We start from the raw sequence: 18,573 nt of genomic DNA on the forward strand, positions 1-18,573 counted from the left end.
ACGCGACAGCGGAGGAAACGACAATGGCCACGATCGCATTCATTGGTCTGGGCAACATGGGCGGCCCGATGGCCGCCAATCTGGTCAAGGCCGGCCACAAGGTGGTGGCGTTCGATCTCGTCGAGGCCTCGCGCGCGCAAGCCAAGGCCGACGGTGCCGGCATCGCCGACAGCGCGCCCGGCGCGGTGAAGGGCGCCGATGTCGTCGTCACCATGCTGCCGGCTGGCAAGCATGTGCTCGGCGTCTGGAACGAGGTCGTGCCCGCGATGGCCAAGGGCGCGCTGATCATCGATAGCTCCACCATCGACGTCGAGAGCTCGCGGCAGGCGCATGCGCTGGCGGCGAAGCACGGCGTGCTTTCGATCGACGCACCGGTCTCCGGCGGCACCGGCGGTGCCAAGGGCGCGACGCTCACCTTCATGTGCGGCGGCGAGGAGAAGGCATTTGCCGCGGCCAAGGCGGTGCTGGAGAACATGGGCAAGAAGATCGTGCATTGCGGCGGCGGCGGCGCGGGCCAGGCGGCCAAGATCTGCAACAACATGATCCTCGGCATCTCCATGATTGCGGTCAGCGAGGCGTTTGCGCTTGGCGAGAAGCTCGGTCTTTCGCATCAGGCACTGTTCGACGTCGCCTCGACCTCGTCGGGCCAGTGCTGGTCGCTGACGACCTATTGCCCGGTGCCGGGCCCGGTGCCAACTTCGCCGGCGAACAACGACTACAAGCCGGGCTTCGCCTCGGCGCTGATGGTGAAGGATTTGACGCTGGCTCAGGACGCGGCGAAGGCTGCCGGCGCTGCGACGCCGCTCGGCAAGCATGCGCAGGAGATTTATCAGTCTTTCGACGCAGCCGGCCAGGGTGGGGTGGATTTTTCCGGAATTATCAAGCACGTTCGCAGCCTCGCTGGAAAATAGCGAGGCTTCGTAGCCCGGATGGAGCGAAGCGAAATCCGGGATAGCTCCCTCGTTTGGCGCGACGGGCCCCGGATTGCGCTTCGCTCCATCCGGGCTACGCTCGAAGATCAATTCGAGGGGCTCGGACCATGACGACATTTCAGGATGCGCGCGCGTTTCTGCTGAAGCACCGCACGGATTACGAGACGGCGGTTAGGGATTTCCGCTGGCCCGATCCTGGTCCGTTCAACTGGGCGCGCGACTGGTTTGATGCCGAACTGGCGGCGAATCCAGACAGCAAGGACCGCCCCGCGCTCTGGATTGTCGATGCCGCACAGGACAAACAGACAAAACTCTCTTTCGCGGCGCTCGCGAAGCGCTCCAATCAGGTTGCCAACTTCCTCCGCGCGCAGGGCCTGAAGCGCGGCGACCATCTTCTGCTGCTGCTCGGCAACGTGGTTCCGCTGTGGGAGACGATGCTGGCGGCGATGAAGCTCGGCGTCGTCGTGATCCCCGCGACCACGCTGCTCACGGCGGACGAGCTGCGCGACCGGCTCGATCGCGGCAAGGCGAAGGCGGTGGTTGCCGCGCAAGATCAGGTCGCGAAATTCGCAAGCCTTGGCGCGGAGAACGTCGTTCGCATCGTGGTCGGCACCGCCTCCGACGGATGGCTTTCATACGACGATGCAACGAAGGCTTCGGAGAGTTTTAGCGCCGACGGCCCGACCAACGCCGACGACCCCATGCTGCTCTATTTTACCTCGGGGACGACGGCGAAACCGAAGCTCGTCCGGCACAGCCAGCGCAGCTATCCCGTCGGGCACCTGTCGACCATGTACTGGATCGGGCTGAAACCCGGCGACGTCCATCTCAACATCTCCTCGCCCGGCTGGGCCAAGCATGCCTGGAGCTGCTTCTTCGCGCCGTGGAATGCGGGCGCCACCGTGTTCGTCGTCAACCAGCCGCGCTTCGACGCCAAGGGGCTGCTTGCCACCATCGGCCGCTGTGGCGTCACCACGCTGTGCGCGCCGCCGACGGTGTGGCGGCTGTTCATCCAGGAGAATCTCGCATCGTTCAAGGTGGTCTTGCGCGAGGTCTGCGGTGCCGGCGAGCCGCTGAACCCTGAAGTGATCGACCAGGTGCGGGCGGCCTGGGGCCTGACCATCCGCGACGGATATGGCCAGACCGAAACCACCGCGCTGGCCGGCAATTCGCCGGGCCAGAAGATCAAAATCGGCTCGATGGGCCGGCCGCTGCCGGGCTATCGCGTGCAGATCAGCGACGCCGACGGCAACCCCGCGCGGGAAGGCGAGGTCTCCCTGGTGCTCGGCTCCGAGCGGCCCGCCGGCCTGATGCAGGGCTATCAGGGTGAGGACGGCAAGCTGTCTGGCGCCGAAGGCGAGCTGTATCGCAGTGGCGATGTCGTGTTCGAGGACGAGGAGGGCTATCTCACCTTCGTCGGCCGTTCCGACGACGTGTTCAAATCGTCGGATTATCGCATCAGCCCGTTCGAGCTCGAGAGCGTGTTGCTAGAGCACGAGCTCGTCGCGGAAGCCGCGGTCGTGCCGAGCCCGGACCCGATCCGCCTCGCTGTCCCCAAAGCGTTCGTGCTGCTGACGTCGGGCGCCGAGCGCTCGCCGGAGACGGCGCTGTCGATCTTCAAGCATCTGCACGCCCGCCTTGCGCCGTTCAAGCGGATCCGCCGCCTCGAAATCGTCACGGAACTGCCGAAGACGATCTCTGGCAAAATCCGCCGGGTCCAGCTACGCAGGCTCGAACGCGACGATGATCGCAATGATCCGCTACGCGGCCGGGAATTCCGCGAGGAGGATTTTCCCGAGCTGCCGAAAACACGGAGTGAGACCTAAGTGAACCAAATCTGGAAGTCGCCGCCGATCACGCTGGAGGCCTATCAAGCCCTGGTCGGCAAGGAGATCGGCGTATCGTCCTGGCACCTGATCGACCAGCCCCGCATCGACACCTATGCCGACGTGACCGAGGATCATCAGTTCATCCATGTCGATCCCGAGCGCGCCAAGAAGGAAACCGCCTTCGGCACCACCATCGCGCATGGCTTCCTGACGATGTCGATGTTGTCAGTGATGTCCTACGAAGTGATGCCGGCGATTGCGGGTACCACGATGGGCGTCAATTACGGTTTCGACAAACTGCGCTTCATCTCGCCGGTGCGCTCGGGCAAGCGCGTCCGCGGCCGCTTCGTGCTGGCGGAAGCCAAGCTGCGCAAGCCGAATGAATTGCAGTCCCGCACCAACGTGACCGTGGAGATCGAAGGCGAGGACAAGCCGGCGCTGGTCGCGGAATGGCTGGGGCTGATCTATTTCGCGTAGGCCCGAGGCGTCGTTGCCGGGCTTGACCCGGCCATCCATCGCTGGTCAAAAGCTGACAAAAGTCGGGGCTTCCCTCTCCCCTTGCGGGAGAGGGTGCCTCGCGAAGCGAGGCGGGTGAGGGGTCTCTTTCCGCGAGCGCATCTGTTGCGAGAGACCCCTCATCCGGCGCTTCGCGCCACCTTCTCCCGCAAGGGGAGAAGGAAGAAGAGCAGGAACTGCACAATGGCAATCAGGTTCGACGGACGCGTCGCCATCGTCACCGGCGCGGGCAATGGTCTCGGTAAAGCGCATGCGCTGGGACTGGCCAGCCGCGGCGCGAAAGTCGTGGTCAATGATTTCGGCGGCGCGCGTGACGGCAGCGGTGGCTCGCTGTCGCCGGCCGAAGCGGTGGTCGAGGAGATCCGCAAAGCGGGCGGTACCGCGATGGCCGACGGCGCCGACGTCTCGAATTTCGAGCAGGTCACCGCCATGGTCGAGCGCGCCACCAAGGAGTGGGGCAGTGTCGACCTCTTGTGCGCCAATGCCGGCATCCTGCGCGACAAGTCGTTCGGCAAGATGGAAGCGGCCGATTTCCAGAAGGTGCTCGACGTGCATCTCGTCGGCACCTTCTATTGCTGCAAGGCGGCCTGGGCCGGCATGCGCGACCGGAATTACGGCCGCATCGTGCTGACTACGTCGTCCTCCGGCCTCTACGGCAATTTCGGCCAGGCCAATTACGGTGCGGCGAAATCCGGCATGGTCGGCCTGATGAACGTGCTCGCCGAGGAAGGCCGCAAGACCGACATCCGCGTCAACATCATCTCGCCGACGGCGGCGACCCGCATGACCGAAGAGCTGCTGCCGCCGCAGGCGCTGCAGCTAATGAAGCCGAACGCGATCACGCCCGCGGTCGAGTACATGCTGAGCGAGGACGCGCCGACCCGCACCATCATGGGCGCCGGCGCCGGCTCCTTCGCCGTGATCAAGATCATGGAGAGCGAAGGCATCAACCTGCCGGAGTCCGATTGGACGCCGGACGCGATCGCCGCGCATTTCACTGAGATCAGCGACATGTCGAAGGCCAAGGCGCTCACGGGTGCGTTCGAGCAGACGCAGAAATACGTGGCGCAGGCCGCGGCGCGGGCGGGGATCAAGCTCTGACAGCCGTCGCCGTCATCGGCGCAGGTCCGGCCGGGTTGATGGCGGCGGAGGTGCTGGCGCGGGGTGGCGCCCGCGTCACCGTCTATGACGCGATGCCGTCCGCCGGCCGCAAATTCCTGATGGCGGGCCGGGGCGGGCTCAATCTCACCCACAGCGAGCCGCTGCCGCTATTCATGGCGCGATATCGCGAGGCCGCACTGAGGCTGCAAGCCGCGATTGAGGCGTTTTCGCCTGAGGCGTTGCGTGCGTGGAGCGAAGCGCTGGGCGAGCCGACCTTCGTCGGCACCAGCGGCCGGGTGTTTCCGAAAGCGTTCAAGGCCTCGCCCTTGCTGCGGGCCTGGCTGCGGCGCCTCGACGCCAGCGGTGTGCGATTTGCCTTCCGGCATCGCTGGACCGGATGGGACGGCGAGGGGCGGCTGCTGTTTCGAACACCGGATGGCGAGGCGGCCGTCGTCGCCAACGCCACGGTCCTCGCGCTCGGCGGCGCGAGCTGGCCGCGGCTCGGGTCGGATGGCGGCTGGGTCGAACGCCTCGCGGCAAGAGGCGTCGTCATCTCAAAACTGCGGCCAGCCAATTCCGGTTTCATCGTCGCGTGGTCCGACGTCTTCCGTGATCGCTTCGAGGGGCAGCCGCTCAAGGGCGTGGCGCTGACGGTTGGTGCACACACGGTGCGCGGCGAAGCGATGATCACGCGGGGCGGCATCGAAGGCGGCGCGATCTACGCGCTGTCGGCGGAGTTGCGGGAGGCGGTGCTGGGTCTCGGGCAGGCCACGCTGATGATCGCATTGCGGCCCGACCTCGACGCCGCCGCTCTGACGACGCGGCTATCAGGCACGCGCGGCAAGCAATCGCTGGCGAACTTCCTGCGCAAGGCAGCGCAATTGTCGCCGGTCGGCATCGGCCTGATGCAGGAGGCCGCCATCGCCTCCGGCCGGCCGCTGGCCACGTTCTTGCCGGCCGAGCTTGCGCATCTGGTGAACGCAATCCCCGTTCAGCTCACGGGCGTGGCGCCGATCGAGCGCGCGATCTCGACCGCGGGTGGGATTAAGTTCGACGAGCTCGACGACAACTTCATGCTGCGCAAGCAGCCGGGCGTGTTCGCTGCCGGCGAGATGCTGGACTGGGAAGCACCAACGGGCGGCTATCTGCTGCAGGCATCGTTCGCGACGGGTGCTGCTGCGGCCAAGGGCGTGCTGCGTTGGCTGGGGTCCTCCTGATCAAGTCGTGCCGGTCCTGGTCAGAACATCGGTGAGGAGGCCGAGCATACCGAAACCCGCCGCGACGGCGCAGACCGCGGTCCAGCCGGCATAGCTCCAGGCCAGTGAAGCCGCCGCGGAGCCGACGCCTCCGCCGATGAAGAACAGCGCAACGAACAGACCGTTGATGCGGCCGCGCGCCTCTGGCCGCAGCAAATTGATGGCACGGCGCCGGAGCGTCTGGTCGGCGGTGATGCCGACGTCCAGCAGGATGGTGCCGAAGCTCAACACCAAGAGGGCCGCGCCGCGGGACTCGATCACGCCCGCCCAGGCGCAAATGGCGAGTGAGCCGATGATGCACAGGTGAGCCGCGAAGAACATCGGCCGTGCCCAGCCCTTGTCACCCCAGCGGCCCGCGAGCGGTGTCGCAGCGGCGCCAACTACGCCGATCAAAGCGAAAGCGGCGATTCCCTTGGCGTCCAGGGCGAATGGTGCTTCCGGAAGGCGCAGCGCGATCGCGGACCAGAATGCGGTGAAAGAGGCCATGACCAGCGAGGCGGTCCAGGCGCGCACGCGCAGCACAGGCTCTTCCTGCAGCAGTTTTGGGAACGAGCGGAGCAAATCGACGTATCCGACGCGGGCCGCTGGCTGCAGCGTTGGCAGATAGCGACCGAGCGCGCCGGCAAGCAGCGTCATCAGGATAGCTGAGGCGAGATAATAGGCGCGCCAGCTCCAGAGATCGGCGATCAGGCTTGCCGCGGGCCGCGACAGCAAGATGCCGACCATCAATCCGCTCATCACCTCGCCGATAGCCTGGCCGCGACGCTCCGGTGCGACCATCGAGGCCACAAGTGGAACCATCATCTGGATGGCCGCGCAGGACGCTCCGAGCACGAAGGTGGCGAGCAATAGCAGCGAGGGTGTCGGCGCCAATGCCGTTGCCAGGGCCGCGAGGATGGCGCAGCCGAGCGTGCGCAGGATCAGGCGCCGGTTCTCGAGAAGGTCGACAAGTGGCACCAGCAACAACAAGCCGAGCGCGTAGCCGAGCAGGGTCAACGTGCTGACGAGACCGGCCTGAAAGGTGGTCATGGCCAGGGATCGGCCGATCAGGCCAACCAGAATCTGCGGCGCGAACAAATTGGTGACGACGACGCCGGTCGTGACGGCGCCGAGCCAGATCAGGGATCGCTCGGCGAGCTGCTTGGGGGATGCAAGCCTGCTGATTTCGGAGATGGTCATGGGACCTCGCGGACTGGATGCGTGGTCCCCTTTAAGCGGGACGTCTAATATGCTACAATTCAAATAAGTCTATAAAGAATATGCGAGTTTCTTATGAATACCCATGACCTTGTCGCTTTCGTCGCGGTGGTCGAGACCGGATCGATCGTGGCGGCATCGATGCGCCTCAATCTCACCCAGCCCGGCGTGACGCGGCGCATCCAGAATCTCGAGGAGATGCTGGGCGCGCAGTTATTGGACCGCATGTCGAAACCACTGAAACCGACGGCCGCAGGGCATGAAGCCTATGAGCAGGGCCGCCGTCTGCTCAGAATGCTGGATGATCTCAAGGCTGGCGTTGCCAATGATGGCGTGGTGCGAGGCGAGTTCAGGCTCGGCCTCACGCCGTTTCTCTCCGAGGCCGGGCTCAGCGCGCCGCTCGATGCGGTGCGTGCCGAATTTCCGGCGCTGAGCGTGCGCGTCGTCTCGGGCTGGTCGCCCAACCAGGTCGAGCGGGTCAGCCGCAACGAGCTGGATGCCGCCGCGGTCTGCCTGCCCGACGGGGCCGCACCGCCCGCCGATCTGGTCGCTGACGATCTCGGTTCGCAGCCCGTGGTGTTCGTCGTCGCGCGCGACACGAAGATCCCGCGCACCGTTGACCTCGAGCGCCTGTCGCAACTCTCATGGGTCATCAACCAGGACGGCTGCGGATTTCGCGACGCACTCAAGCGGAGCTTCGATGCCGAGCATTTGCCGTTCACGGTCGCCGTGGAGGCGCTTGACAGCGAGCTTCGCCTGTCGCTCGTGGCGCGGGGCCTTGGCGTCGGCCTGGTGACGCCGCTCGCATTGAAGCGCAGCGCGTTTCGCGACAAGCTCAAGCCGGTCGCTGCGCGAGACTTCAATCCCGCCGTGCGCGCATGGCTGGTGCATCGCCCGCCCGCCGGGCGACTGGCCCGCCCGATCAACCTGTTCCGCGAAGGCCTGGATCGGGAGCTACAGGCTCTATGTCGCGCCTAAAGCGCGATGCGATTAGGAAAATCGCCATCGCGCTTTAGGTTGTTGTTTAAGCATGATCTTTTCGGAAAACCGCTGCGCACTTTTCCGGATCATGCTTTAGCGCAGCTTCCCGCGTGCGGCCACCGGCAGCGTACCGATGATCTCCTCGCCGCGGACCATCACGACCTCGTCCATCATGTTGACGACGACGCAGACGTGGTTCGGTACGATGCGGACGACGTCGCCGACATTGGGCCGCGTGTTGCTGCGGGACAGGTCGAGGAAGCCGTGCTCCTCGGCGAAGCGCGCGATCTTTGCTTCGGGGTGCTCCAGGATCAGGCCGTGGCCGTCGAGGCCGCCGGTGTCCGTGGTCAGCGTCTTCGAGCCGGCATCGAGGATGCCGCGCTCGGGCGCGGCGCGGCTCACCACCGTCGAATAGATGTGCAGCGCGCAGTCGTCCCAGGTGGCCGAACCGGCCGCGACCTGCATGCGGTCGTTGTAGATATAGGTGCCGAAGCGGTGCTCGGTGCCGCCCTTGAGCTTGCCGAGGTTCTTCAGGTTCGGCGTGCCGCCGGTCGAGACGATTTTCGCATCCAGCCCATGCACGCGCACGCCGGCAAGCGCCTCGTCGTAGAATTTCTGCGCGTCCGCCCAGCCGGTCTCGGTCGGATACATCATGAAGCCGGCGAACTGCAGTCCCTTGGACGCGGCGATCTCGCGCGCCAGCGCAATGGCTTCAGCCGGCGTCTCGACGCCGGCGCGCTTGCGGCCCGTATCGCATTCGACCACGACCGACAGCGGACGGCCCGACGCCGCGGCTGCCTTGGGCAGGCCGGCCACGACCGTCGAATTGTCGGCGGCGACCGTCATGTTGGCCTTGGCCTGGAGCGCGCCGAGCCGCGCCATCTTCTCTTCGCCGAGCAGGTTGTAGCTGATCAGGATGTCGTCGATGCCCGCGTTGGCCATGATCTCGGCTTCGCCCAGCTTCTGACAGGTGATGCCCTTCGCGCCGGCCGCGACCTGCATCTTGGCGATCGTCGGGTTCTTGTGCGTCTTGATGTGGGGGCGGTTGGCGATTCCGGCCTCGTCGCAGGCTTTCTGGATCCGCGCAATGTTGCGCTCGACCCTGTCCATGTCGATGACGGCGCAGGGCGTGCCGTATTCGCGGGCGATCTTGGCGGCGAGAGCAGTTGTCATGGAAGTCCTTTAGTTGGCGCGTATTCTGATCGCAAAACCGGTCTCCACTTTTGCGGAATACGCGCTATGCCTGTTCTATCTCTTCACGCAGCATTTCAAGTTCGAGCCAGCGCTCTTCGGCGGCGGACAAATCTTCATGCGCCTTGGCGATGGCGGCGGATGTATCGTCGAATCCCTTGCGATCCTTGGCATAGAGGTTGGGATCGTCGAGCACGCGCTGCAGCTTGGCGATGTCGGCCTGCAGCGTTTCCATCCTCTTCGGTAGCGTTTCCAGCGCGTGCTTCTCGTTGAAGCTGAGCTTGCGCTTTGGCGAGGAGGCGGGAGCGGCCGGCCGCTCCTCTTTCTTTTCGGCCGGGGCTTGCGCCTTCGCCGTCTCGCGCTTCAGGTCCGCACCGCGCTGCGTCAGCATGTCTGTGTAGCCGCCGGCATATTCGATCCATTTGCCGTTGCCCTCGGGCGCGATCACCGAGGTGACGACGCGGTCGAGGAAGTCGCGGTCGTGGCTGATCAGGATGACGGTGCCCTCGTAGTCGCCGAGCATCTCCTCGAGCACGTCGAGCGTTTCGAGATCGAGATCGTTGGTCGGCTCGTCCAGGACCAGGAGATTCGACGGCTTTGCCAGCGCACGCGCGAGCATCAGCCGGCCGCGCTCGCCGCCCGAGAGCACCTCCACCGGAGTGCCGCGCTGCTCCTGCGCGAACAGGAAGTCCTTCATGTAGCCGACGACGTGCTTCGGCTTGCCGCCGACCATGATTTGATCGCCGCGCCCGCCGGTCAGGGCTTCCGCCAGCGTCGATTTGGGATCGAGGCTTTCGCGGTGCTGGTCGAGCGTGGCCGTCTCCAGATTGGCGCCGAGACGTATCGTGCCGGAATCCGGCTGCATGCCGCCGGTGAGCAGATTGACCAGCGTGGTCTTGCCGGCGCCGTTCGGTCCGATGATGCCGAGCCGGTCGCCGCGCTGGATGCGGGTCGAAAAACTCTCGACGATCTTGCGCTCGCCATAGGCCTTGGTGACGCCCTTGGCCTCGATCACGAGCTTGCCCGACTGCTCCGCTTCGGCCGCCGCGAGACTGGCGGTGCCGGCGGTGCCGCGATAATTGCGGCGCTGGTCGCGCAGCGTGTGCAGATTGGCGAGGCGCTTGACGTTGCGCTTGCGCCGGCCGGAGACGCCGTGGCGCAGCCAGTGCTCTTCGTCGACGATCTTGCGGTCGAGCTTGTGCTGGTCGCGCTCTTCCTCCGCCAGCACCTCGTCGCGCCAGGTCTCGAACGAGGCAAAGCCGCGGTCGATCTGCTTGATCTTGCCGCGGTCGAGCCACGCCGTGGAGCGCGACAGATTGGTCAGGAAGCGGCGGTCGTGGCTGATGATCACCAGCGCGCTGCGGCGGCTGTCCAGCTCCTGTTCCAGCCACTCGATGGTGGCGAGATCGAGATGGTTGGTCGGCTCGTCCAGCAGCAAAATGTCGGGCGAAGGCGCCAGCACATACGCCAGCGCCGCGCGACGGGCTTCACCCCCGGAGACATTGTGCGGGTTCTCATCGCCCGTGAGCCCGAGCTGCTCCAAGAGATAGCGTGCCTGATGCTGATCGTCGCCGGGCGCGAGGCCGGACTCGACATAGGCGAGCGTGGTCTTGTGCTCGCCGAAGTCAGGTTCCTGCGGCAAATAGCGCACGGTCGCGCCGGGCTGCACGAAGCGCATGCCGCCGTCGGGCTCGGCGAGACCGGCCGCGATCTTCAGCAGCGTCGACTTGCCCGAGCCGTTGCGGCCGATCAGGCAGACGCGCTCGCTTGGTGCGACGTTGAGCTCGACGCCTGACAGCAGCGGCGTGCCGCCAAAGGTCAGCCTGATGTCCTTGAGTTGGATCAGCGGCGGCGCCATGGTCAGCTCTGGCTGGTTGCGGCTGTATCCGCGCGCCTGCGCTGGATCCGGCGCAGGGTTTGGTCGAGCGCCGAGAGGAAGGTGGAGCGATCGCGCGGCGCGAACGATCGGGGGCCGCCGGTGACTTCGCCGGCCGAACGCAAATCAGTCATGAGGTTGCGCACCGCCAGCGTCATCCCGATCGACTCTTCCGTGAACGGTTTTCCGTTCGGCGCGATCACATCGGCGCCCGCCTTCACGCAGCGGCTCGCCAGCGGAATGTCCGATGTCACGACGACGTCGCCGGGCTTGGCGCGCTCGGCGATCCAGTCGTCGGCCGCGTCCATGCCGGCGCCGGCCGCGATCCGCTCGATCAGCGGATCGTGCGGCACGCGAATGAAATTGCCTGCGACGACGCTCACGGGCACGCCGTGCCGGTTCGCGACGCGATAGATCTCGTCCTTCACCGGACAGGCGTCGGCGTCGACATAGATGCGCGTGGGGGTGTCGGTCATTGGCCGCGTGGTACCCCATTCGGGCCGCAAAGGCGAGGGGATTGACCGGTGTTCCCCTAGGCCTACGATTGGCCTGAAACAACAAGAATGCAGGGAACGCCCATCATGCCGAACCGGCTCGAAACCCACCGCGTCGAGGCCTACAACACCGCCAGGCAATCCGAAAACAAGATGAATGACGACAATGTGGCGCGCCGCTTCGGCTTTTCCGGCGGGCTGGTCCCGGGCGTCGATGTCTTCGCCTACATGATGCACGTGCCGATTGCCCGCTGGGGCCGCGATTTCCTCAGCCGCGGGCTGGTCGAGGCGCGCTTCATCAAGCCGGTCTATGATGGCGAGATCGCCGATGTCGATGCAACCGAGCACAACGAGTTGCTGACGATAGAGGTGTTCAGCCGCACCGAGCTCTGCGCGACCGGAACGGCCTCGCTGCCGGCCGCGGCGCCGGCGGTGTTGCTGAGCGACTATGTCGCGGCGCCCGTGGTCGCCGAGCGCAAGCCCGTCAGTCCCGCGACGTTCGTAACAGGCAAGTGGCTCGGCACGACGCCGCGCCGCTGGGCCGGGCAGCACGCGGCCGATTATCTCGTTGACATCAGGGAGACCGACCCAATCTTCGCGCGCGAGGGGCTCGGCCATCCCGGCCTGATCCAGCGCGTGATGAACCGCGTGCTGGTCGACAACACCATTCTTGGTCCGTGGATCCACGTCGGCAGCCGCATGCAGCTGTTGTCGGCCGCGCGCGCCGGTGATGAGATCACCGCGCGGGCGAAAGTCACCGCAAACTACGAGAAGAAAGGCCACCGCTTCGTCGAGCTCGACGCGCTCGTCGTCGCCAACGGCACGACGCCGGTTGCGCACTGCCAGCACACCGCGATCTACCAGCCGCGCGAGCACGCGGTGGCCTAGGCAAGGGGCATGTCGTCACCACACCGTCATGCCCGGGCTTGTCCCGGGCATCCACGTTCTTTACGTGTCAAGGCGTGGATGGCCGGGTCAAGCCCGGCCATGACGGCGGAAAGAGCGCAGGCTCAGGCCGCCTTCACCTTCGCGTCCTGGATCGCGCGCCACACCCGCTCCGGGGTCAGCGGCATGTCGATGTGCTTGATGCCGTAGTCCGACAACGCGTCGAGTACCGCGTTCACCACCGTCGACAGGCTGCCGGCGCAGCCGGCTTCGCCGCAGCCCTTGCTGCCGAGCGGATTGGTCGTGGCCGGCACCGGGTGATCGCCGACCGTCATGTTCGGCACGTCCTCGGCGCGGGGCAGCGCGTAGTCCATCAGCGAGCCCGTGATCGGCTGGCCGCTTTCGTCGTAGCGGATGTGCTCCATCAGCGCTTGTCCGATGCCCTGGACGACGCCGCCATGGAGCTGGCCTGCGACCAGCAGCGGGTTGATCACCGTGCCGAAATCGTTGACCGCGCTGTAGCGCACGATCTGCACCACGCCGGTCTCCGGATCGATCTCGACTTCCGCGACGTGGCAGCCGTTCGGGAAGGCCGAGGGCACCGGCTCGCTGGTGTGGTCGACGTCGAGGCTGTCGGGCACGCCGTCCGGCGTCTTGCCGTCGTGCAGCTTCTTAGCGAGCTCCATGATGTCGATGCTGCGGTCGGTGCCGGCGATGGTGAAGCTGCCGCCTTCGAACTCGATGTCGGCCTCGGAGGCCTCCAGCATGTGCGCCGCGGCGCGCTTGCCCTTCTCGATGACGAGCTTTGCGGCGCCCACGATCGCCATGCCGCTCGCGGTGATCGAGCGCGAGCCGCCGGTGCCGTTGCCGGTATGGACGATGTCGCTGTCGCCCTGCACCAGTTTCACGCTCTCGAAGGGGACGCCGAGTTGCTCGGACAACACCTGCGCGAACGGCGTCGCATGGCCCTGGCCGTAATCGAGCGTGCCGGTGATGAGCTGCACCGTGCCGTCGGGATCGAACACGATCTTGCCGAGCTCGACGCCGGGCGGCGCGGTGACTTCGAGATAGGAGCCGACGGCGATGCCGCGTAGCTTGCCGGCCTTTTTGCTCTCCTTCTTGCGCTTCGCAAAATTCTCGTGGTCGGAGATTTCAAGCGCCTTGTTGAACACGGCCTGGAAGTCGCCGCTGTCATAGGTGACGCCGGAGGACGCCGCGAACGGCATCTGGTTCGGCTTGATGAAGTTGCGCTTGCGCAAGGTCAGCCGGTTGATGCCCATCTCGTCGGCGGCGCGGTCGATCAGTCGCTCCATGTAATAGTTCGCCTCGGGCCGGCCGGCACCGCGATAGGCGCCCATCAGCGTGGTGTTGGTCAGCACCACCTTGATGTCGACCGCCATCAAGGGCGTGCGGTAGACGCTGGAAAAATTCTTGCCGGTGTTGAGCGAGAGCGGCCCCGGCGCGACGCCGGTGATGTAGGCGCCGAGATTGCCGTAGCCTTCGAGCTTGGCCGCGAGGAAATGCCCCTCGGCATCGAGCGCGAGCTCGGCGTGGATTTTTTGCGCGCGGCCGTGGCTGTCGGAGAGGAAGGCGGTCGAGCGTTCGTCGAGCCATTTCACCGGCCGTCCCAGTGCCTTCGCCGCGTACAGGATGCACATGTATTCGGGATAGTTGATGTTCTTCATGCCGAAGGAGCCGCCGACATTGGCGGTGAGGATGCGCACCTTCTCGTTCGGCACTTTCAGGTTCTTGGCGAGGTTGGCGCGGTTGCCCGCGACTCCCTGGGTCGGCACCTGAAGCGTATAGCGCTCGGTTGTCTTGTCGTAGGAGGCAAGGCCGACGCGCGGCTCCATCGAGACTACGGCGACACGGGTGTTCTCGATGTCGATCCTGGTGACATGGGCGGCGCTGGCAAAGGCCGCGTTCACCTTGTCGATGTCGCCATAATGGTAGTCGAGCGCCACGTTATCAGGGATGTGCTCATAGAGCTGCGGCGCGCCGGGCCTGGAAGCTTCCTCGGGGTCGGTCACGGCCGGGAGCGGCTCGACGTCGAGCTCGACCGCCTCGGCCGCATCGCGGGCCTGCGCCAGCGTCTCGGCCACCACGAAGGCGACGGGATCGCCGACGAAGCGGACCTTGTCGGTCGCGAGCGGCTGGCGGTTGGTCTGAAGCAGGGGCGAGCCGTCGCGGCTCTTCAGCGGCAGGCCGCAGGTGAAGGGGCCGTAGCCGGCGGCATCGAGATCCTTGCCGGTCCAAACCCCCAGCACGCCCGGCAACGCCTTGGCGGCGTCAATGCCGAGACCGCGGATGATGCCATGGGCGTGGGTGGAACGGACGACCACGGCATAGGCCTGGCCGGGCAGGTTGAAATCGTCGGTATAGCGGCCCTTGCCGCGCACCAGCGTGTCGTCCTCCTTGCGGCGGACGGGCTGCCCGACGCCATATTTTTGCAGTGCAATAGCGTTTTCGAGCGTGGACGATTTGGTGTGTTCTTGCATGGAATTGACCTGAAAAGCCGGCATTTGCGCATTTTCGCGGCAGCGGGGGACCGGACTCCACTGAGATAACCCACCACCCTGTTCACGACAACGCACGAATGGGCATGGTCCCATGTGATGCGTTGTTGCGCATACCCGCCGCGCTGCTAATGTTTCAGGCGAAAAAGCAATTCCAGACCGGCCCGACCGGCCGCGGAAAGACAGTTTGTATGAATGACCACACGCGGCTCCGCGACGGCCATGCGCCGCACGGTGAGCTGGGGTCGATGGCGGCGGTGGCGTTGGCCACCGAACCGGCCGTTGGCGCGCACGCGTCGGGAACCGGCGTCTATGCGGCGCTGGACCTCGGCACCAACAATTGCAGGCTGCTGATCGCCTGTCCGACCCAGGATGGCTTTCGCGTCGTCGATTCCTTCTCGCGCATCATCCGGCTCGGGGAGGGTGTCTCGGCGACCGGCTGCATCAGCGATGCCGCCATCGAGCGCGCCATCGCCGCGCTCAGCATCTGTCGCGACAAGATCAACTTACGGAAAGCGCGGCGGTTGCGGCTGATCGCAACCGAGGCCTGCCGCGCGGCCTCGAATGCGGAGGGTTTCCGCAGCCGTGTCGCGGCCGAGACCGGCATCGAGCTCGAGGTGATCGACCGCGAGACCGAGGCCGCGCTCGCCGTGCTCGGCTGCTCGCCGCTGGTCGACCCGAGGGGGCGTGGCGCGATCCTGTTCGACATCGGCGGCGGCTCGACCGAGCTGGTGCGGATCGAGCGCGACCCGGAAAATCCGGAGCCGCGCATCAAGGCCTGGATGTCGATCCCCTATGGTGTGGTGACGCTCGCCGAGCAGTTCGGCGGCCGCGACGTGACGCCGGAGATTTATGCTGCGATGGAGCAGGTGGTCGCGAACCACGTCGCGCCGTTCGCGGAAGAGCATGGCGGCGATCTCGCCGACATGCACCTGCTGGGCACATCAGGCACGGTGACGACGCTCGCCGGTATCCATCTCAACCTCGCGCGCTACGACCGCCGCCGCATCGACAGCATCTGGATGAACGATTCCGACATCACCGCGACCATCAACAAGCTGCTCGGCATGAGCTACGAGGAGCGCGCCGGCAACAACTGCATCAGCGTCGAGCGCGCCGATCTCGTGCTCGCCGGCTGCGCCATCCTCGATGCCATCAGGCGCGCCTTTCCGCTGCCGCGCCTGCGCGTCGCCGACCGCGGCCTGCGCGAAGGCATGCTGGTCGAGATGATGCGCGAGGACGGCGCGCTCAGGAGCTGGTGAGATGGCCAAGGACACCACCGGCCGCTTGCACGTCCAGGTCAAGACCGGCGGCAAGCGCAAATTGTCGTCAAAGCTCTGGCTGGAGCGCCAGCTCAACGATCCCTATGTCGCCAAAGCCAAGGCGGCCGGCTATCGCTCGCGCGCGGCGTTCAAGCTGCTCGAGATCGACGACAAGTTCCGGTTTCTGAAGTCCGGCATGGCCGTGGTCGACCTCGGCGCGGCTCCCGGCGGCTGGAGCCAGATCGCCGCCAAGCGCGTCGGCTCCGCGGAGGGCAAGGGCAAGGTCGTCGCGATCGATCTGCTCGAGATGCCCGAGATTCCCGGCGTCGATTTCGCGCAGCTGGATTTCATGGAGAATGACGCGCCCGCGAAGCTGACCGCGATGCTCGGCGGCGGCGCCGACATCGTGATGTCCGACATGGCCGCCAACACCACCGGCCACCGCAAGACCGACCAGCTCCGCATCGTCGGCCTGGTCGAAACGGCGGCAGCCTTTGCCTGCGACGTGCTCAAGCCCGGCGGCACGTTTTTGGCAAAAACGTTCCAGAGCGGCGCCGATGCCGATCTGCTCGCCCAGCTCAAGCGCGACTTCGCCACCGTGCGCCACGTCAAGCCCGCCGCGAGCCGGCAGGATTCTTCGGAGCGCTACGTGCTGGCGACGGGATTTCGGGGCGGGGCGCAGGAGTAGCTACAAACTCCGTCATCGTAGCCCGCATGAAGCGAAGCAGAATGCGGGGCCGCTCCCGGATTTCGCTGCGCTCGATCCGGGCTACAGGAAATCGCTACCCCAGCCTTTGATCCCGCACGTCCTGCGTATCCTCGCTCGCCGCCTTGACCGCCGCCTTCTCGGCGCCCTTGCCGGCGCCTTTGCGGCTCGCGATCTCCACGGCCTTGCGGCCGGAGATCTCGTGGCCGGCATCAGCGGGCATCTGCCAGAAGAACCAGCTCGATGCCGCCGAGGTCAGCGCGATCACGACAAAGGCCGGTGCGAACACGGTGGCGTCGATCTCGCCGACATGGTTGAACCACATGGTCGTTTCCACGCAGGCCGCGCCGACCGCCACGCCGGCCGAGACCGCCAGCTGCTGGTTGACGCTCACGAGGGTGGTGGCGCGGCTCATCTGCGCGGTCTCGACGTCGGCATAGGCGACCGTGTTGATCGCGGTGAATTCCAGCGAGCGGAAGAAGCCGCCGACCACCAGGATCACCATGATGATGAGCAGCGGCGTCGTCACCGTGAACAGCGCGCAGACGCCGAGGAAGAACGCGCTGACGATCGCGTTCACCGTCATCAGGTTGCGGAAGCCGAAGGTGCGGATGATGCGCGCGGCCAGCGTCTTCATGCCCATCGCGCCGAGCGAGGAGGCGAAGGTGACGAGGCCGGAATGGAACGGCGACAGCCCGAAGCCGATCTGCATCAGGAGCGGAAGCAGGAACGGCAGCGCGCCGATGCCGAGCCGGAACATGAAGCCGCCAAACACGGCTGCGCGCAGTGTCGGCAGGTTCAGGAGCGAGAAGTCGAGCACTGGCGAGCCCGTGCGCCGGGCGTGCAGGACATACAGCGTCATCGCAATCGCGCCACCCACGACCAGGGCGGCGACCGTGCTCCACGGCAGCAGGTTCAGTCCGGCAACAGAGAGTCCGAATGCGATGCCGGCAAGCCCGATCCCCGCGAGCACCATGCCGTAGAGATCGAACGGCTCCTGAGTCTCGCTCTTGATGGGATCGATGAAGCGCAGCGCCATGAAGATGCCGAGCAGCCCGATCGGGATGTTGATCAGGAAGATCCAGTGCCAGGAGGCGTAGGTGGTGATGAAGCCGCCGAGCGGCGGGCCGATCACCGGGCCGATCAGGGCAGGGACCGTCACCCAGGCCATCGCATTGACCAACGCGCTCTTGTCGACCGAGCGCAGCAGCACGAGGCGCCCGACCGGCGTCATCATGGCGCCGCCCATGCCCTGCAGGATGCGCGCGAACACGAAATCGGTAACCGAGGACGACAGCGCACAGCCAACCGAGCCGACCATGAACACCCCGACCGCAATCGCAAACACCATCCGCGCGCCGAACCGGTCGGCGGTCCAGCCGCTCGCCGGGATGAACACCGCGAGCGACAGCAGATAGGAGGTGATCGCGAGCTTGAGGGTCAGCGGACTTGTGCCGATGTCAGCCGCGATCGCCGGCAGCGAGGTGGCGATCACCGTCGAGTCCATGTTCTCCATGAAGAGAGCAGTGGCCACGATCAGCGGAATGATGCGTTGCTTGTCGACCATGACGGATTGGTAATGAAAATCGGAAGGAAGGGGTGCTTGCGGCTTATCACCGCCGCCGGCCCGCGACCATTGTGGATCGACGCATAGCACCTAAATCCTGCGTGACCTCAGGTGTGACTCGCCCCGCTTCCGTCATTCCGGGGCGCGCTTGGCGCTCTCTCGTCACTAAGGGTTCGCGACTTCGTCGCGCCCCGGAATGACAGCGGAGGGGAGGGCGTACCGAGCCTATCCCTGCTCAATTCGGCCAAAAAAGCCTGTGCATGG

The 18,573-nt window shown here is 65.8% G+C and carries 14 protein-coding genes and 1 pseudogene; 9 read left to right on the forward strand and 6 right to left on the reverse strand.

Going from position 1 to position 18,573, the window contains the following annotated elements; translation table 11 throughout:
* Nucleotides 1–11 precede the first annotated feature (11 nt).
* The 5 genes and pseudogenes from mmsB to IVA81_RS05005 form a co-directional block, all read left to right on the forward strand.
* Nucleotides 12–911, forward strand: a pseudogene (gene mmsB / locus IVA81_RS04985) (3-hydroxyisobutyrate dehydrogenase); the annotation flags it as partial.
* A gap of 128 nt (nucleotides 912–1,039) precedes the next feature.
* Nucleotides 1,040–2,758: an AMP-binding protein gene (locus IVA81_RS04990; RefSeq protein WP_247313093.1), complete on the forward strand. Its 1,719-nt coding sequence runs from the start codon at nucleotides 1,040–1,042 to the stop codon at nucleotides 2,756–2,758.
* Nucleotides 2,759–3,238, forward strand: coding sequence for a MaoC family dehydratase (locus IVA81_RS04995; protein ID WP_247313096.1), 480 nt, complete (start codon nucleotides 2,759–2,761; stop codon nucleotides 3,236–3,238).
* A gap of 222 nt (nucleotides 3,239–3,460) precedes the next feature.
* On the forward strand, nucleotides 3,461–4,378 hold the full coding sequence (locus IVA81_RS05000) for an SDR family NAD(P)-dependent oxidoreductase (RefSeq protein WP_247313099.1): 918 nt from the start codon (nucleotides 3,461–3,463) through the stop codon (nucleotides 4,376–4,378).
* Nucleotides 4,375–5,595 (forward strand): TIGR03862 family flavoprotein, encoded by a 1,221-nt coding sequence (locus IVA81_RS05005; protein WP_256469309.1) that lies wholly within the window; start codon nucleotides 4,375–4,377, stop codon nucleotides 5,593–5,595. The genes IVA81_RS05000 and IVA81_RS05005 overlap by 4 nt, the downstream gene beginning before the upstream one ends.
* Here the strand turns inward: IVA81_RS05005 and IVA81_RS05010 are convergent, their stop codons facing one another.
* Nucleotides 5,596–6,813: an MFS transporter gene (locus tag IVA81_RS05010; protein ID WP_247313104.1), complete on the reverse strand. Its 1,218-nt coding sequence runs from the start codon at nucleotides 6,811–6,813 to the stop codon at nucleotides 5,596–5,598. It lies immediately after the preceding gene.
* Nucleotides 6,814–6,906: 93 nt separating this feature from the next.
* Between IVA81_RS05010 and IVA81_RS05015 the strand changes: the two genes are divergently transcribed.
* On the forward strand, nucleotides 6,907–7,809 hold the full coding sequence (locus tag IVA81_RS05015; RefSeq protein WP_247313107.1) for a LysR family transcriptional regulator: 903 nt from the start codon (nucleotides 6,907–6,909) through the stop codon (nucleotides 7,807–7,809).
* Nucleotides 7,810–7,905: 96 nt separating this feature from the next.
* Here the strand turns inward: IVA81_RS05015 and IVA81_RS05020 are convergent, their stop codons facing one another.
* From IVA81_RS05020 to IVA81_RS05030, 3 genes are all read right to left on the reverse strand, one after another.
* Complete coding sequence (locus IVA81_RS05020; RefSeq protein WP_247313110.1) at nucleotides 7,906–8,985, reverse strand: D-TA family PLP-dependent enzyme; 1,080 nt, start codon at nucleotides 8,983–8,985, stop codon at nucleotides 7,906–7,908.
* Between the two features lie 64 nt (nucleotides 8,986–9,049).
* Nucleotides 9,050–10,861, reverse strand: coding sequence for an ATP-binding cassette domain-containing protein (locus IVA81_RS05025; protein WP_247313113.1), 1,812 nt, complete (start codon nucleotides 10,859–10,861; stop codon nucleotides 9,050–9,052).
* Between the two features lie 2 nt (nucleotides 10,862–10,863).
* Nucleotides 10,864–11,355, reverse strand: coding sequence for a YaiI/YqxD family protein (locus IVA81_RS05030; RefSeq protein ID WP_247313116.1), 492 nt, complete (start codon nucleotides 11,353–11,355; stop codon nucleotides 10,864–10,866).
* Nucleotides 11,356–11,460: 105 nt separating this feature from the next.
* On the opposite strand from IVA81_RS05030, the gene IVA81_RS05035 reads away from it, so the two are divergent.
* Nucleotides 11,461–12,261, forward strand: a complete 801-nt coding sequence (locus IVA81_RS05035) for a hypothetical protein (protein ID WP_247313119.1) — start codon at nucleotides 11,461–11,463, stop codon at nucleotides 12,259–12,261.
* A gap of 122 nt (nucleotides 12,262–12,383) precedes the next feature.
* On the opposite strand, the gene IVA81_RS05040 is transcribed toward IVA81_RS05035, so the two are convergent.
* Nucleotides 12,384–14,756 carry a xanthine dehydrogenase family protein molybdopterin-binding subunit gene (locus tag IVA81_RS05040; RefSeq protein ID WP_247313122.1) on the reverse strand — a complete coding sequence of 791 codons (2,373 nt, stop codon included), beginning with the start codon at nucleotides 14,754–14,756 and terminating at the stop codon, nucleotides 12,384–12,386.
* Between the two features lie 209 nt (nucleotides 14,757–14,965).
* On the opposite strand from IVA81_RS05040, the gene IVA81_RS05045 reads away from it, so the two are divergent.
* On the forward strand, nucleotides 14,966–16,036 hold the full coding sequence (locus IVA81_RS05045; RefSeq protein ID WP_247313125.1) for a Ppx/GppA phosphatase family protein: 1,071 nt from the start codon (nucleotides 14,966–14,968) through the stop codon (nucleotides 16,034–16,036).
* A 1-nt stretch (nucleotide 16,037) separates the two neighbouring features.
* A complete protein-coding gene (locus IVA81_RS05050; protein WP_247313126.1) occupies nucleotides 16,038–16,724 on the forward strand; it encodes an RlmE family RNA methyltransferase in 687 nt (228 codons plus the stop codon).
* Nucleotides 16,725–16,818: 94 nt separating this feature from the next.
* Here the strand turns inward: IVA81_RS05050 and IVA81_RS05055 are convergent, their stop codons facing one another.
* Nucleotides 16,819–18,309, reverse strand: coding sequence for an MFS transporter (locus tag IVA81_RS05055; RefSeq protein WP_247313129.1), 1,491 nt, complete (start codon nucleotides 18,307–18,309; stop codon nucleotides 16,819–16,821).
* Between the last annotated feature and the right edge of the window lie 264 nt (nucleotides 18,310–18,573).

The organism is Bradyrhizobium sp. 141 (assembly GCF_023074055.1).
Lineage (GTDB): Bacteria > Pseudomonadota > Alphaproteobacteria > Rhizobiales > Xanthobacteraceae > Bradyrhizobium.